Raw genomic sequence first — 16,258 nt, forward strand, 5'->3', positions numbered from 1 at the left:
GACTTTCATGCGCTGGCTGCAGCCATTTTCGAGCGCGCGATGCAGCGCAGCGCCGCCTTTGCAACGGCGTCCTCGGTGATGCCGAATTCGCGATAGAGCACCTCGGCCGGCGCCGACGCGCCAAAGCCGGTCATGCCGACAAATTCGCCGCCGTCGCCGAGCCAGCGCGCCCAATCGCCCTCGATTGCGGCCTCGACGCCGACTCTCGGAACCCGCCCGAGCACCGTTTCCCGATATTCGCGCGGTTGCTGGCGAAACAGATCGAAACAGGGGGCCGAGACGACGGCGGCGCGGATGCCGTCGCTCGCGAGCAGCTTCGCTGCCTTCAGCGCCACCGAAACCTCGGAGCCGGTCGCGACCAGGGTGACGTCGCGGCCGCCCTCCGGTTCGACCACCACATAGGCGCCGAGCGCGACCCGGTTGGTGTCGCCGGCAACTTCGCGGAATGTGGGGAGCGCCTGTCGCGACAGGCACAACACCGACGGGCTGGTTTGCGCCTGCAAGGCGCAATCCCAGGCCTCGGCGGTCTCGATCGCGTCGCCGGGCCGAAACACCAGCAGGTTGGGAATCGCCCGCAGCGACGCCAGATGCTCAACCGGCTGATGCGTGGGGCCGTCCTCGCCCAATCCGATCGAATCATGCGTCATCACATGAATAACGCGAATGCGCATCAACGCCGCCAGCCTGATCGCGGGGCGGCTGTAGTCGGCGAAGGCGAGAAACGTGCCGCCATAGGGAATGAAGCCACCATGCAGGGCGATGCCGTTCATCGCCGCCGCCATGGCGTGCTCGCGAACGCCATAGTGAATATAGCTGCCTTCGAGGGAATCGCGCCGCACCGGCTGGTGCGTCCTTGCCCGCGTCAGATTGGAGTGGGTCAGATCGGCCGAGCCGCCGACCAGATTCGGCAACGCCTCCGCAATCCCGTCGATCACGAGCTGCGACGCCTGCCGGGTGGCGATATTGGGTTGCTCGGCGGCAAAGCGATCGCGCAGCAGCGCTATCGCCTGGGCGTAGCCGCAAGGCAGATTTCGATTCAACGCATCGTGAAACGGCGAACGCCCGAGCGAATTGATGCACCTGGTCCGCTCGATCCAGCTCCGGCGCGCGGCGTGCCCGCGGGCGCCGGCCTGGCGCCATTGATCGAGGACGGGTCGTGGAATCCGGAACGGTTCGTATGGCCAGTTCAGCGCGTCGCGGGCCTTTGCGACCTCGTCGGCGCCAAGCGGCGCACCATGTGCCTTTTCGGTGCCCTGACGGTTCGGCGCGCCGAAGCCGATCACCGTGCGGCAGGCGATGAGCGACGGAGCGTCGCTGCTTCGGGCACGATCGATGGCGGCCGCAATGGCATCGGGGTCGTGGCCGTCGATCCGGCACGCCGCCCATCCGGAGGCTTGGAAGCGCGCCAGCTGGTCATCCGAACATGACAGCGATGTCGCGCCATCGATCGAAATCTGGTTGTCGTCGAACAGCACGATCAGCCGGTTGAGCCGCAGATGTCCGGCCAGCGAGATCGCCTCGTGACTGAGACCCTCCATCAGGCAACCGTCTCCCGCGATCACGTAAGTGTGGTGATCGACGCAATCGTTGCCGAAGCGCGCGTTCATCAGCCGTTCGGCGAGCGCCATGCCGACGGCGGTGGCAAGGCCCTGCCCGAGCGGGCCGGTCGTCGTCTCCACGCCGGGGGTGTGGCCATATTCGGGATGCCCCGGCGTCTTCGATCCCCACTGCCGGAAGGCCCTGAGCTCGTCCGAGCTTACGCCCTCATAGCCGGTCAGGTGCAAGAGCGCGTAGAGCAGCATCGAGCCGTGACCGGCCGACAGAACAAAACGGTCGCGATCCGGCCACGCCGGGTCGGCGGGATCGAATTTGAGAAAGCGCGAAAACAATACCGTGGCGACGTCGGCCATGCCCATCGGCATGCCCGGGTGACCCGACTTCGCCTTCTCGACGGCGTCGATCGCCAGGAAGCGGATCGCGTTGGCCATTTCCGCGTGCGAAACATCCGGACGGCCGGGAATACAGGACAAAACGTGAGCAGTCATACCGTGCGCCTCTTGCGTTCCATCAGTTGCAGGATCAGGGGGGTGAGAATGAGCTGCATCGCCAGATCGAGCTTCGATCCGTGGATCACGATCGAATTGGCGCGCGACATGAAGCTGTTCGGAATCATCGACAGCAGATAAGGGAAATCGATGCCGCGCGGATTTTTCAGGCGGATCACCACCATCGATTCGTCCGGCGTCGGGATCCAGCGCGCAATGAAGGGGTTCGAGGTATCCACCGTCGGCACGCGCTGGAAATTGATGTCGGTTTCGGCGAATTGCGGGCAGATATAGTTCACGTAATCCGGCATCCGCCGCAGAATGGTGTCGGTCACCGCCTCCTGGCTATAACCGCGGTCGCGGCGGTCGCGATGCAGCTTCTGGATCCATTCCAGATTGATCACCGGAACCACACCGATCTTGAGATCGGCATGCTGGGCGATGTTGACCTTCTCGGTCACGACCGCGCCGTGCAGCCCTTCGTAGAACAGAAGGTCGGACGTTTCCGGTAAATGGCCCCATTCGGTGAACGTGCCCGGTTCGGCGCCATAGAGCTTCGCCTCTTCGTCGTCATGCACGTAGTGGCGCGTGGTACCGGTGCCGGATTCACCGTAGTCGCGAAACACCCGCTCCAGTTCCTCGAACAGGTTGGTCTCGGGGCTGAAATGGCTGAAATGCCTATTGCCGCGCTCGGCCTCCTCCGCCATCTTGGTGCGCATCTCGACCCGGTTGTAGCGGTGGAAGGCGTCGCCCTCGATATAGGCCGCCGCGACCTTTTCGCGGCGAAAGATGTTCTCGAACGTGTTCTTCACCGACGTCGTACCGGCACCCGACGAACCCGTGATCGATATGATGGGATGACTGCGTGACATCGCGGACCGCTCCGTCAAAGAAACAGGCCGCGCCGCGCAAACAGCGGTGCGTCGCTATTGTCGAACATCGGTTCGATCACTTCGTGGATGGCCGCGACGTCGCGCACGCCACGCGCCGAGCCCATGATCAGCGGCACCCGCTGGTGCGGCGATTTCGCGCCCAGTTCGAGAATTCGCCGCCGCCCGGTCGACGCAGCACCGCCCGCCCATTCCATCACCAGCGCCATCGGATGGGCTTCATAAAGCAGGCGAAGCCTTCCCTCGCGATAGCCGGGACGGGCATCGGCCGGATAGAGAAACACGCCGCCACGCACCAGGATGCGAAGCGACTCCGCCACCAGGGAACCGATCCAGCGCATGTTGAAATCCGCAGCGCCCCCGCCGCCAGTACCGGCGAGACATTCGTCGATGTAGGTGCGAACGGGGCCGTGCCAGTGCCGGCGATTGGACGCGTTGATGGCGAATTCCGGCGTATCGGGCGCGACCCGAACGCTCCGCGCGGTCAGCACGAATTCCCGCACGCGCCGGTCGAGGATGAAGATATCGACACGCCCGCCGAGCGCCAGTACGAGCGTGGTCTGCGGACCGTAGACGATGAAGCCCGCGGCACACTGGGCGGTGCCAGGCTCGAAGAAGGTCGAAAGAATGTCGTTGCCCCTGGGTCGGACCGAAAAAATGGTGCCGACCGAGATATTGTTTTCGAGATTGGCCGATCCGTCGAGCGGATCGAACGCGACGCAAAGCGGCGCTTCGGCGTTCAGGGTTTCCGGCAGCGCGGCTTCCTCGGAGAGGATCGCGGCGACCGGCGCATTGCGCAATGCGCGCCGCATCATGTCGTCGGCGGCAACGTCGATATCCCTCTGAATATCTCCGTCGGGATTGATGCCGCCATTCCGTCCGGTGATGCCGGCGAGTGGTCCATCGCCGATCAGCGAGGCCAGATCGATGGCAGCCATGGCAATCGCCTCGATCACTTCGCCCGCCGCGACGCCATGCGGCGCCGGCGACGCAGACTGATCGAGATGTGAACGCAGCGTCACGCGCTCGTCCATGGACGTCTCCCTGTGCCCTCTTTTGGGGCGCTCTCAATTCGGCTCGCCGGCCCGGCAATCCGCAGCGCTATGGAAGCCTCGTTTGCAGAATTAGTAAAATTTTGTTATCTTTGAATGAGACAAAGTTTTTATTATAATGGGGACAGCCATGGCAGGCGGGTTCTTCCGGGAATTGACGATCCGCCAGTTGCGCGCGCTGGCCACGGTCCATAAAAACAAATCGGTCACCGCGGCCGCCAAACAGCTCCATCTCACGCAGCCCGCGGTCACGCTGCAGCTTCGCAACCTGCAGGCACTCGCAGGGTTGCCGCTGATTCAACGCAGCAGCGACGGCATGCTGCTGACGGATGCCGGGCGCGAGGTGCTGGCGCTCGCCAACCGCATCGAGACCGCGATCGCGGATTGCGAAACATCGCTGGCGATGATGGCTGGAAAAACCGCGGGCCGCGTCTCGATCGGGGCCGTCAGCACCGCGAAATATTTCGTCCCGTTCATGATCGCCGGATTTTCGAAGCGCCACCCGAACATCGATGTCACCCTCTCGATCGGAAACCGGCAGGAGACCGGCACGGCCCTGCGCGGCTACGATCTCGACTTTGCGATCATGGGCCGGCCTCCGGCGGACATCGACATGAACGTTCACCTGATCGGCGACCACCCCCACGTCATCGTCGCGCCGACCGGGCATCGCCTGGCACGCAAATCCCGCATCGCGCTGGGCGAGCTCGCGGGCGAAACGTTTCTGACGCGCGAGCCCGGATCGGGAACACGCGGCCTGATGGAGCAACTGTTCGAAACCGCCGGCATTCGTCCGAAAATCGGCCTGGCGATGAGCAGCAACGAGACCATCAAGCAGGCCGTGATCGCCGGCCTCGGGATTGCATTCATCTCCGCGCATACGGTCGCCTCCGAGCTCGACGAAGGACGCTTGGTCACGCTCGACGTCGACGGCCTTCCCGTGGTCCGGCAATGGTTCGTGCTGGCCCGCAAGGACAAGGTGCTATTGCCGCCGGCGCAGGCGATGCTCGATTTCCTCAGCGCCAAGGGCGCGCAGTTTCTTCCCCGCACCCATGGCCGGCTACGCCTGACCCGGCCATCGGTTCGCGCCAAACGCGGATGAAGTACTCCCGCCATGTCCGCGTTGCGTCTCCTTCCATCGCGTTGGCCAACGGAAGTCTGAGTTCATGCGCGCTCACCTGCAATTGACTCGTTTCCACGATTTCGTTCTAAGTCGCGACCATGGTCGCATCTCAAACATCCGTCAGTTCGGCGCTGGGTCAGTTCGGTGCGGCCGCGCGCTGGGAGGATTTTTCGGCGACCGTGCAGCAGGCCACCCGGCGCTCGCTGCTCAACGGGCTCGCGACTGCCCTTTGCTCTGCGCGCGATCCGGTCGTCGCGGCGATGGTGCGCGCGCTGCGGCCGATCGCGGGGCCTGACCAGGCCATCCTGATCGGCCAGCGGCAGCGCATGGACGCGGCGAGCGCGGCGTTCGTCAATGCGGTCGCGATCAACCTGCTCGATTACGACGACACCCATTTGCCGACGATCATCCACCCCACCGCGCCGGTGGCCTCCGCCGCGCTGGCGCTGGCGCAGTGGCGCGGCGGCACCGGTCGCGACGTGCTGGAGGCGTTCGCGATCGGCGGCGAAATCGCTTGCCGGATCGGACTGGCGGTATCGCCCGGGCACTACGCCCGCGGCTGGCACATCACCTCGACCTGCGGCGTGTTCGGAGCGGCAGCGGCGTCCGCCCGGCTGTTCCGGCTCGACGCGGATCGCTGCGCCGATGCGCTCGGGATCGCCGCAAGCCTGTCCTCTGGACTGGTCGAAAACCTGCCGACCGCTGCCAAGAACGCCAGCGTCGGCAATGCGGCGCGCGGCGGCATCGTGGCGGCGCTGCTCGCCGGCGAGGATCAGAACGCGGCCCTGGCCTCGATCGAGGGCCCGCTGGGCTGGGCGCGCGCGACCGGCGACCAGCCGGATATCACCGCGCTGATCGGCGAGCTCGGCACGCGCTGGGAGTTTGCGCGCAATACCTTCAAGCCGTATCCGGCCGGAATCGTGATGCATGCGGTGATCGATGCCTGCCTCGACCTGCGCGCGGCCCATGCGCTCGATCCGGCGCGGATCGTCGCGATTACGGTCACCGGCGACGCCCTGCTGCTGGCGCGCGGCGACCGCCCTGTGTCCAACGCGCGCGACGCGCGCGTCAGCATCCATCATTGCGCCAGCGTGGCGCTGTTGTTCCGCGAAGCCGACATCAAGGAATTTTCCGAGACCGTGGTGTTCGATCCCGAAGTCGCTGCGCTGCGCGGCAAGGTGAAGGCCGAGCTTGACGCGACGATGCCGGTCGGCGCGGCCCGCGTCGACGTCACGCTGGCCGACGGCCGCAAACTGTCGCAGACCGTCGCCAGCGCCCGCGGCAGCCTGGAGCGGCCATTGTCGGATTCGGACATCGAAGCGAAGCTGCGCCGGCTCGCCGCTGGCGGCGGCACCGGTTGCGACGCCGGCCGCGTGATCGAAGCGGTGTGGACGCTCGAGCGCGACCCTGCCGGGCTCGACCGGCTGCTCGCCGCGCTCGCTTAACGTGAGACCGGTCTCACTCTAAGCCGCCGACCAGCCGCCATCGATCGGGATGACCGTGCCGGTGATGTCGCGCCCCGCCGGGCCGCACAGAAAGGCCACCGCGGCGCCGACGTCCTCGAGGCGGACGAACCGGCCGCTCGGCTGGCGTTGCTTCATGTAGTCGCGGGTGGCCTGCTCGCGCGAGATGCCGCGCGCTGCCGCCATGGCGTCGATCCGGTCGAGGATCGCCGGCGTCGACAGCGTTCCCGGACTGACGGCATTGCAGGTGATCCCGGTGCCGGCGGTCTCCAGCGCCACCGCCCGCGTCAAGCCGAGAATTCCGGTCTTGGTGGTGACGTAGTCGACGCGGCCCTCGGCGCCGCGCTGGCCGTAATGCGACGACATGTTGACGATGCGGCCGAAATCCGCGGCGCGCATTGCCGGCAGCGCCAGCCGGATGATGTGGAACGGCGCCGTCAGATTGACGGCCAGCGAACGCTGCCAGTCCGCGGCGGAAAACTGCTCGATCGGCGCGAAGTGACGCACCACGGCGTTGTTGACGATGATGTCCGGACCGCCGCACGCCTCGCACGCCACCGCCATCAGGCGTTCGATCCCGGCGAGTTCGGACAGATCTGCCTTGCAATAGACCACGGTGGTGCCGTGGCGGGCCTGCAGTGCGGCCCGCGCCGGCTCGACGGCTTCGGCACTGTCGAGGCCGTGCAGCACGATGTCATGTCCGGCAGCGGCGAGGCTCTCGGCCACCGCGTAGCCGAGACCGGCGCTGGAGCCGGTGACCAGGGCCGAGCGGCGCGTTGCGGCGCCCATCATGCGCCCGCCACGCGCGGCGCGACATCGAGCCGGACCGCGATGCCGTCGAGTTCCGCCGACGGCGGCGGATAGATCGCCATCACCAGGGGATCGTGACCCGGCACGATGTGATCGTCGGTGTCGGCCAGCCGCCGCACCGTATCGAAGCCCTCCATCATATCGCCGACATGATAGACGGTGGGAAACGGCATGCCGCGGCGGATGTTGTCGTAATAGTGGCTGGCGTCGGAAGCGACCACCACCCATCCGCGCCGGGTCCAGACCCGCACGATCTGCAGGCCCGCCGAGTGTCCGCCGACCCGGTGCAAGGTGAGCCCCGACGCCAGTTCCGCAAAACCATCGTGGAAGGCGACGCGGTTGGCGTGGACATGCCGGACAAAGCCGACCACGTCTTCCACGTCGTAGGGATGTCGCAAATAGGGATGGCACATGCAGCGGCCCGTCGCGTAGGCGATCTCGGCGTCCTGGGCGTGAAAGCGGGCGCGTGGAAAATCCCCCAGCGAGCCGGCGTGATCATAGTGAAGATGAGTGAGGATGACCTGATCGACGCTGGCGGGATCGATCCCGAGCGCGCGGACACCGTCGGCCGGCCGCCGCAGCATGGTGCGGCCACGCTCCGCCGCCGAGGTCGGGTTGAAGCCGGTGTCGATGACGTAGGTCCGGTCCGAGCGCCGCGCGACCCATACGAAATATTCCAGATCGGTCCCGGCATCGTGCAAATCCGCGCCGATGAAATTGTCGGACGCCCGCCGGCCGGTATGCCGGCCGTAACGGATCGCGAACAGCTCGAACGGTTCGGGCGCGCCTGTCGGTGTTGTGGTCATGAGACTGCTCCTGCGGGCCAAGGCGTCCGTTCCGCCGGTGACGCGGCGGAACGGACGCAAGTAGCGCGTGCGCTGCGCTCAGCCGCCCTTGGTTTCCGCGTCGACCTGGGCGAACACCTCGCGCGCGGTGCGGAAGGAATCCGCGCCGGCCGGAACCCCGCAATAGATCGCGACCTGGAGGAAGATCTCGCGGATCTCGTCCTTGCTGACGCCGTTCTTGAGCGCGCCTTTGAGGTGCATCCGCAGTTCGTGGTTGCGGTTGAGCGCGCTCAGCATGGCGAGATTCAGCATGCTGCGGGTCTTGCGCGACAGGCCGTCGCGGCCCCAGACGTAACCCCAGCAGTATTCGGTGGTCAGCTCCTGCATCGGCATGTTGAAGTCGTCGGCGCTCTCGAACGACTTCTCGACGAATTCCTTGCCGAGCACGTCCTTGCGGATGGCCAGACCACGATCGAAGATTTCCTTGCTCATCGGTTTTTCCTTGGTTGAGATTCAAACGTCCGTCCGCTCGCGGCGGACGGTTTTCAGCGCTTCGGCCAGAACGGCTCGGCGACCGCGAGCTTCTGGGGGAAGACGGTGACGGGGATACCCTGCTGCCACTGCACGACGGTCATCTCGGCGTCGACACGCCGGCCCTTGTCGTCGAACTTGAGCAGGCCGCCGGGATAGTATTTCGACGGGCCGCCATCCATGGTCCGCAGCGCGTCGGCGACGGCGACCTTGTCGGCCTTGCCGGCCTTCTCCAGCGCCTCCTTGATCAGCCACATGTCGCCATAGGTCGAGATCGCGTTCTGGGTCATCCAGGGTTCGTTGAAGCGGGCCTTGAGTTCCTTCACCAGGTCTTCGTGCCCCTTGGTCGCCCAGCTGCCGACGCAGGTGATCACCCCCTGCAGCAATTCCGGACTGATGGTCTGCAGAATGTCCGGCTCGGCAATGGCGATGCCGAACGAGATGGTGGGAATGCGGCCCTGGCCGAGGCCGAACTCGTTCATTTTTTCCAGGATCAGCTTGCCGTCGGAAATCACCGTCGGCAGGAAGAACAACAGATCGGGCTTGGCCGCGCGCACCTTCTGGACCAGCGGCGTCGCGTCGGACAAGGGCGGCGTGAAGGTCTCGTCCATCACCAGTTCGAGACCGAGCTCCTTGAGCAGGCCCTCGCGCATCGGCTTTACCGAAGCGACCGACGCACCGGTATTGTCGCCGATGATCGCCACCGTCTTCGGACGCTTGCCGGAGGCGCCTTCCGCCAGCTTCATGATCAGCGGCAGCGCCTGCCGCGCCTGCGACGCCGCGGTGGCCGAGGTCTGAAACACGTATTTGAAGCCACGCTCGGTGATCAGGTCGGAGTAGGACAAGGTCAGGACCGGCAGCTGCGCCCGCTCCGTCACCTCGGTCACCGCAAGGGTGAACGAGCTAAGATAGGCGCCGCTGGCCGCGACCAGATCGGTCTCCTGCGCCACCATGCGCTGCGCCGCGTTCTTGGCCTTCTCGGTGGTGTCGCCGCAGTCGATCACCACCAGCTTGAGCTTGGCGCCGCCGAGCGCCTTGACCCCGCCGGCGGAATTGATGTGGTCGACCGCCATTTCGGCGCCCATGCGCATCACCGCGCCAGGCCGCGCATAAAGCCCGGACAGGGGCACCAGCAGCCCGATCTTGACGTCCGAGGCAGCTTGCGCGAACGCGCGCGGCGCGGCGAGACCGAGCGCGGTGGCGGCAAGCAGCGTACGCCGCGTCAGCGCGAGCGAAGTGTGGTCGGTCATGATTCCCTCCGGGGTGTTGGCTCTTTTTGGGTTTGATCGCTCATCATGCTCAGCTGCGTTTCGGCCAGAACGGCGCCGCGACGGCGAGATCCTTCGGATAGACGGTGACCGGCACGCCGTTCTGCCATTGCACGATGACGACGCCCGCCCCGACCCGGCGGCCTTTTTCGTCGAACTTGAGAATGCCGCCGGGATAATATTTGGCCGGCCCCGCATCGAGCGCGTGCAGCGCGTCCGACACCGCGGCGCGGTCGGCCTTGCCGGCCTTTTCCAGCGCCTCCTTGATCAGCCACATGTCGCCGTAAGTGGAGACCACGTTCTGGGTCATCCACGGCTCCTTGTATTTCGCCTTGACGTCGGCGAGCAGCTTTTCCTGCCCTTTCACGCCCCAGTTGGCGACGATGGTCATGATGCCCTGCACCACTTCTGGCGTGACGCTCTGCAGCATGTCCGGTTCGGCGATGGTGATGCTGAAGGAGATGGTGGGGATGCGGCCCTGACCGAGACCGAATTCGTTCATCTTCTCGAGCCCCAGCTTCGCATCGGAAATCGCATTCGGCATGAACAGGAACAGGTCCGGGCGGGTCGAGCGGACCTGCTGGATGATCGAGGTCGCGTCCGCCAGCGGCGGCGTCCACACCTCGTCCATGACAAGCTGCAGCCCGAGTTTCGGGAACAGTTTCTCCTTCAGCGCCTTGGCGGTCGCAATCGAGGTCGCGGTGTTGTCCATCGCGATGGCGACGGTCTTCGGCCGCTTGCCGGAGGCGGCCTCGGCCAGCTCCATCAGTTGCGGCAGGCCCTGCTCCGACTGCGATCCCGCGGTCGCCGCGGTCTGGAAGATATGGCGGAAGCCGCGGTCGGTCAGCAGATCGGAATAGGACAGTGTCAACAGCGGCAGGCCGGCGCGCTCGGTGACTTCGCTGACCGCAAGCGTGAACGAGCTGAGATAGGAACCCGTCGCGGCGACGAGATCGGTTTCCTGCGCGACCATGCGCTGCGCCGCGTTCTTGGCCTTCTCGACGGTGTCGCCGCAGTCGAGCGTCACCAGTTCGAGCTTGGCGCCGCCGAGCGCCTTGATGCCGCCGCCGGCGTTGACGTCGGCGATGCCGAGCTCGGCACCCATCTTCATCACAGCGCCGGGCCGCGCGTACAGCCCCGACAGCGGCACGATCAGCCCGACCTTGACGTTGGCCGGCGCCTGCGCCCGCGCGACCCCGGTCAATCCGATGGCGGCGGCCCCGCCCAGCAGCGTGCGCCGATTGAGAGAAGTGATGCGGTCGGTCATTGCGTTTCCTCCGGTTGATCAACTTTTTGCGGTTTCGCTTGATTTACATTCCGAGATAGGCCTGCCTGACGCGATCGTCGGCGCGCAGCATCTCCTTGTTGCCATCGAGCACCACCCGGCCCGCCTCCAGCACATAGCCGTGATCGGCGGATTCGAGCGCCTCGGCGACGCGCTGCTCGACCAGCAGGATCGTCAGCCGGGTCTGGGCGCGGATCTCGATCAGCTTTTCGAAAATGAAATCGGCGATGGCCGGCGCCAATCCCATCGACGGCTCGTCGAGCATCAACAGCTTCGGCGCCGACGCCAGCCCGCGCCCGATCGCCACCATCTGCTGCTCGCCACCGGACAGCGTGCCGGCGAATTGATGACGCCGCTCGGCCAGCACCGGCAGCAGCGTGAAGATGCGCTCGATGTTGTCCTTCCAGGCGCGGCGGCCAGCCTCGGTGAATGCACCCATCTCCAGGTTCTCCATCACCGAGAGCGAGGGAAACACCTGGCGGCCTTCCGGCACATGGGCGATGCCGAGATGCGGCCGCGCCGCCGCCGGGATCTTCAGGAGATCGACGCCTTCGAAATGGATGGCGCCGGCGCTCGGCTGCACGATGCCGGAGATCGTCTTGAACAGCGTGGTCTTGCCGGCGCCGTTCGGTCCGACGATCGCGACGAATTGCCCGGCCTCGACGGTAATCGACACGTCGTTCAGCACCGGCAGCACCGAGTAGCCGGCACAAATGCCTTCAAGCCTGAGCATGGGCCACCCATTTCTTGCCGAGATAGGCCTCGATGACGCGCGGATCGCGGGTGACCTGCTCCGGCTCGCCATCGGCCAGCACCGCACCGTGGTCGAGCACCAGGAAGCGATCGACGAGGCGAACCATGGACTGCATGGTGTGCTCGATGATCACGACGGTCATGCCTTCCCGCGCCAGCCGCTGCACCACGGCGGTGACCTCATCGGCCTCGCCATGGCCGAGTCCCGCCAGGGTTTCGTCGAGCAGCAGCAGGCGGGGCTTGCCGGCCAGCGCGCGGGCGATCTCCATCAGGCGCAGCTCCTTGGTGGTGAGCTCGGCCGCCATCTTGCCGGCCACCGGGCCGAGACCGACGCGATGGACCGCGCCGTCGGCGAGGCGCCGCGCCTCGTCCTCGCTCGCCGCGCGCACATAGGCGCCGACGCGGACGTTGTCGCGAACCGACATCCGCGGGAACGGCCGCATGATCTGGAAGGTGCGCCCGACCCCCGCCTTGCACAGCACATGCGGCCGGCAGCCGACCATGTTGCGGCCCTCGAACATCACTTCGCCGGTGTTGGGCGGCGTGAAGCCATTGAGCAGGTTGAACAGGGTGGTCTTGCCGGCGCCGTTGGGCCCGATGATGCCGAGGATCATGCCCCGGTGCACGTCGAAGCTGACGTCCTGCACCGCCTTGAGGCCGCCGAACGATTTCGACAGGGCCTTCACCGACAACAGCACCTCGCCGCATGGCGCGCGCCGGATGGCGGGAGGCGCCTCGGCCGGCGCAAGCGATGCGGCCGGCGCCGGGACTTTCGGCGGCAGCGCGTCCGCTGCCGGCGCGCGCCTGAAGCGATCGCGCAGCGTCCAGAACATGCCCTCCGGCGCCACCAGGATGACGACAATGATGGCGATGCCGTAGATCACACCCTGGATACCGGGAATCCGCGCGCCGAGTTCGGCGTTGAGGATCTCGCCGACCGGGATCAGCACCGCGGCGCCGATCAGCGGTCCCCACACCGTGCCGACGCCGCCGAACATCGACACCGTCAGCGCCTGCGCCGAGACCAGCATGCCGAATACCGACGGCGGCGTGACCACCAGCAGCACCACGGCATAGAACGCGCCGACCGCGCCGGCGATCGCCCCCGACAGCGCGATGGAGCGCAGCTTCCACGCCAGCGCATTGATGCCCGCGGCCTCGGCCGCCGCCTCGTTCTGCTTGATCGCCAGGAGCGCCATGCCGAACCGCGACCGCTCGACCGCGCGGGTGATCAGCACGACACCGAGCAGCATCACCAGCGCGACCAAAGTGTAGAGCCGCGGATCGGAGAATTGCATGTAGGCGAACGGCGCGTCGCGCTTGATCGGCAGCGTCAGCTCCTGGTAGCCGAGCCACTCGAACACGTAGAGCATCGCCAGCGGGTAAGCCAGCATCGCCAGCGCGAAGTAATGGCCGCGCAGGCGGAACGTCGGAAAACCGACCAGGAGGCCGGACACCCCGCCGATCACGGCCGCGATGGGGATCAGCAGCCACGGCGTGAGATCGAAGTAGAGCTGGCCGAGTGCGGTGGTGTAGGCGCCGAGCCCGAAGAAGGCGGCGTGGCCGAACGACACCAGGCCGGTGTAGCCGGACAGGATGTTCCACGACAGACCGAAGCTCGCCCACACCAGCACCAGCGTCAGCATCAGCTGGTAGTAGGAATTGGTCACCAGAAGCGTGAGGCAGGCGTAGATCAGCGCAGCCGCCAGGATCGGAAGCAGGGATCGCATCAGGTTCGCTCCACCATGCGACCAAAGAAACCCTGGGGACGCAGGAAAACGATCAGCAGGAACACCACGAAGATCGCCGCGTTCTGCAATTGGGTCGGCAGCACCAGCGTCGAGAGCTGCTGCACCAATCCGATGGTCATGCCGCCCCAGAACGCGCCGATGATGCTGCCCATGCCGCCGAGCACCACGCCCGCATACATCACGATGACGTAGTCGGTGCCGATGTAGGGATGAAACGGATAGTTGGTGGCGAGCAGGCCGCCCGCGACCGCGGTGACCGCGGCGCCGAGACCGAACGCGATGCGATACGAACGATCAATGTCGATGCCCATATAGGTCGCCGCCACCGGATTGTCGGCGGAGGCGCGCAACGCCTTGCCCATCCGCGTGCGCGTGATCAGGAGCGCGAGGACCACCATGGCGGCGATCGAGATCAGGGCGGCGATGCCGCGCGACTTGTTGACGAAGATGCTGACGAAATCGCCCCACAGCGGCCCGATTTCCCAGGCGCTGGACGACAGCGGCGTGCGGATCGAGGCCAGCACCGAACCGAACACGATCAGCCCGCCATTCTGCAGCACCAGCGCGACGCCGAGCGTGAGGATCAGCTGGGCGAAGTGACCCTCGCCTTCGAGCTTTTCGGTGCGCCGCCCGGTGACCCGGGAGATCAGGAAGCGGTGGATGGCGTAGCCGAACGCGAACAACAGCGGACCGGACAGCAGGATCGCCACATACGGTCCAACGACATTGCCGAACGCGCCCTGGATGCCGGCCGACAGGAACAGGTAGTAGGCCGCGTACATGCCGAGCATCATGAAGTCGCCCTGGGCGAAGTTGATGACGCGCATGACGCCGAAGATCAGCCCGAGCCCGAGGCACATCAGGCCGTAGATCGATCCCGCCAGCAGCCCGGCGACCAGCGCCTGCAGCACGTTCTCGACGATCTGCGACGTCATCGGGCGCACCCGGCGACTGTGGCGCGGCAACAGTCCGGCGCTACGCTCATCACTTTCTCCCCCTCATTCCCTCGAGCCTTCGGCCCGTCTTCTTGTCACGCGATCGCTATTGCCCGTCGGTCACGGCCCGGCGCCGGCGCGGGATGCCGCGGCGCGCGATTTGCCGCCGGGCCCCGCGGACGCGCACAGCGCCGCGATACGCCCGGCATGGTCGACCCGCTCGAGCCCGTCGATCATCTCCTCCACGGCATCGGCGCGTTCCAGCCCGATCACTTCGCTCGCGGCGGCACGGAACCGGGCGCGGATCTCACCCTCGGTCGCCGCGACCACATCGGCAATGCGCCGGCTGATCCGGGCGCCGCTCGACAGGCTGACCTCGACCTCGGCGCCCTGGGCGCCCGGGAACGCGGCGGTGAACTCCGCGTCGCGCTTCAGCCGCATCAGCACCGCGAGCCGCTGCACGGCCGGGTCGTCGAGCCGGCGATAATTCTCTTCCGCGACGGACTTGCGGACCAGCGCGGCCGCGACGCCGTACTGGATACTCATCTTGGCCTGCAGCGCGTGCCGGAACGGTCCCGCAAAATCGCAGCCGGGATAGTCGATGGCGGCGTCCGGCAGATGCACAATGATGGCGTCGATGGCGCCGACATTGTCGATTTCCTCGGCAACGCGGATCGCGGCCTGGCAGGCGGTCTGGGCGAAATTGCAGGCCGGAACCGGCTTGTTGTAGACCGCCATGATCTCTTCGCTGCCGTCCGGGAACAGCGCAATCGCCTCCGGCGCGGCTACGCGCCCGAACGCCGCGAACAGCCCGGCCGGGCCTTCGATGATATGTTCGGAGCCGTAGGCCCCGGCTTCGGCGAGTTCGATCGCGGTGACGGCGCTGCGCGCGGCGAAGCCCGGATGGAAATACATGTCGCTGCCGCCTTCATGCGGCCACTGATTGAGGCCCGACGAGGTGTTGGCGGCGAGCGCCAGCGCCGAGACCGAGGCGTCTTCGTCGAGACCGAGCAGCACGCTTCCGGCCAGCGCGCCGGCCAGCGGCCCGAGAATGCCGGTGGGCCGGAACAGTCGCGCCAGCCCCGCCGTCATCAGCGCCCGCCCCACCCGGCCGCCGACCTCGTAGCCGATCGCGGCCGCGCGCAGCAGGCGCGCGCCCGACACCGGGGTGCGTTGCGCCAGCGCGAGCAGAACCGGCCAGATCACCACGCCATGATGGGCGATGCTGCCGGCATGCATGTCCTCGCGGACCAGGCCATGCCCAAGCGTGGCGTTGGCAAAACCCGCATCGGCCGCCGACGTGATCGCATCGGTGCCGACCACGGATGACCCCGACGCCAGGCGGGCGGCGACCGCGACCGCCTGGCGGCTGGTCGGCAGATCGCGCGCCTCAAAGGCGCATGACAGGAAGTCGAGCAGGCACATCTTGAGCTTGGCCTGCGCCGGCGCCGACAATTGCGACAGCTCGCGCGCATGCGCCGTGCGCACCATGGCGCGCGCGATCGACACTTGTCGCGGATCGGGACGCACGGTCGTGGCCATGGGCTGCTCCTTATCGCTGCGGTCG

At 66.5% G+C, this 16,258-nt stretch carries 14 protein-coding genes; 2 read left to right on the top strand and 12 right to left on the bottom strand.

Translation table 11 applies throughout. The features are described 5' to 3' along the window. Positions 1-5: 5 nt before the first annotated feature. From tkt to B5525_RS06450, 3 genes are read right to left on the bottom strand one after another with little or no spacing between them, the layout of a single operon-like run. A complete protein-coding gene (tkt, locus tag B5525_RS06440; RefSeq protein WP_079565259.1) occupies positions 6-2,045 on the bottom strand; it encodes a transketolase in 2,040 nt (679 codons plus the stop codon). Continuing rightward, positions 2,042-2,917: a phosphoribulokinase gene (locus tag B5525_RS06445; RefSeq protein WP_079565260.1), complete on the bottom strand. Its 876-nt coding sequence runs from the start codon at positions 2,915-2,917 to the stop codon at positions 2,042-2,044. The genes tkt and B5525_RS06445 overlap by 4 nt, the downstream gene beginning before the upstream one ends. Positions 2,918-2,931: 14 nt before the next feature. Beyond that, a complete protein-coding gene (locus B5525_RS06450; RefSeq protein ID WP_079565261.1) occupies positions 2,932-3,969 on the bottom strand; it encodes a class 1 fructose-bisphosphatase in 1,038 nt (345 codons plus the stop codon). Positions 3,970-4,117: 148 nt separating this feature from the next. On the opposite strand from B5525_RS06450, the gene B5525_RS06455 reads away from it, so the two are divergent. Next, positions 4,118-5,089 carry a LysR family transcriptional regulator gene (locus tag B5525_RS06455; protein ID WP_079565262.1) on the top strand — a complete coding sequence of 324 codons (972 nt, stop codon included), beginning with the start codon at positions 4,118-4,120 and terminating at the stop codon, positions 5,087-5,089. A 119-nt stretch (positions 5,090-5,208) separates the two neighbouring features. After that, positions 5,209-6,555, top strand: coding sequence for an MmgE/PrpD family protein (locus tag B5525_RS06460; RefSeq protein WP_079565263.1), 1,347 nt, complete (start codon positions 5,209-5,211; stop codon positions 6,553-6,555). Between the two features lie 18 nt (positions 6,556-6,573). On the opposite strand, the gene B5525_RS06465 is transcribed toward B5525_RS06460, so the two are convergent. The 9 genes from B5525_RS06465 to B5525_RS06505 form a co-directional block, all read right to left on the bottom strand. Then, the gene (locus tag B5525_RS06465; protein WP_244567840.1) at positions 6,574-7,365 is read right to left on the bottom strand and encodes an SDR family oxidoreductase; all 792 of its coding nucleotides are present in this window, start codon (positions 7,363-7,365) and stop codon (positions 6,574-6,576) included. Next, the gene (locus B5525_RS06470; protein ID WP_079565265.1) at positions 7,362-8,189 is read right to left on the bottom strand and encodes an N-acyl homoserine lactonase family protein; all 828 of its coding nucleotides are present in this window, start codon (positions 8,187-8,189) and stop codon (positions 7,362-7,364) included. The genes B5525_RS06465 and B5525_RS06470 overlap by 4 nt, the downstream gene beginning before the upstream one ends. A 78-nt stretch (positions 8,190-8,267) precedes the next feature. Then, positions 8,268-8,660 (bottom strand): carboxymuconolactone decarboxylase family protein, encoded by a 393-nt coding sequence (locus tag B5525_RS06475; RefSeq protein ID WP_079565266.1) that lies wholly within the window; start codon positions 8,658-8,660, stop codon positions 8,268-8,270. 53 nt (positions 8,661-8,713) lie between these two features. Beyond that, a complete protein-coding gene (locus B5525_RS06480; protein WP_079565267.1) occupies positions 8,714-9,949 on the bottom strand; it encodes an ABC transporter substrate-binding protein in 1,236 nt (411 codons plus the stop codon). Positions 9,950-9,998: 49 nt separating this feature from the next. Then, entirely contained in the window at positions 9,999-11,234 is a 1,236-nt protein-coding gene (locus B5525_RS06485) for an ABC transporter substrate-binding protein (RefSeq protein ID WP_079565268.1), read from the bottom strand. A gap of 43 nt (positions 11,235-11,277) precedes the next feature. After that, positions 11,278-11,985 (bottom strand): ABC transporter ATP-binding protein, encoded by a 708-nt coding sequence (locus tag B5525_RS06490; RefSeq protein WP_079565269.1) that lies wholly within the window; start codon positions 11,983-11,985, stop codon positions 11,278-11,280. After that, positions 11,972-13,735: an ABC transporter permease subunit gene (locus B5525_RS06495; RefSeq protein ID WP_079565270.1), complete on the bottom strand. Its 1,764-nt coding sequence runs from the start codon at positions 13,733-13,735 to the stop codon at positions 11,972-11,974. The genes B5525_RS06490 and B5525_RS06495 overlap by 14 nt, the downstream gene beginning before the upstream one ends. Beyond that, complete coding sequence (locus B5525_RS06500) at positions 13,735-14,691, bottom strand: branched-chain amino acid ABC transporter permease (protein WP_079573014.1); 957 nt, start codon at positions 14,689-14,691, stop codon at positions 13,735-13,737. Before B5525_RS06500 ends, B5525_RS06495 begins: the two co-directional genes overlap by 1 nt. A 120-nt stretch (positions 14,692-14,811) precedes the next feature. Then, positions 14,812-16,233 (bottom strand): MmgE/PrpD family protein, encoded by a 1,422-nt coding sequence (locus tag B5525_RS06505; RefSeq protein WP_079565271.1) that lies wholly within the window; start codon positions 16,231-16,233, stop codon positions 14,812-14,814. Between the last annotated feature and the right edge of the window lie 25 nt (positions 16,234-16,258).

The organism is Bradyrhizobium erythrophlei, from assembly GCF_900129505.1.
Classification (GTDB): Bacteria; Pseudomonadota; Alphaproteobacteria; order Rhizobiales; family Xanthobacteraceae; genus Bradyrhizobium; species Bradyrhizobium erythrophlei_D.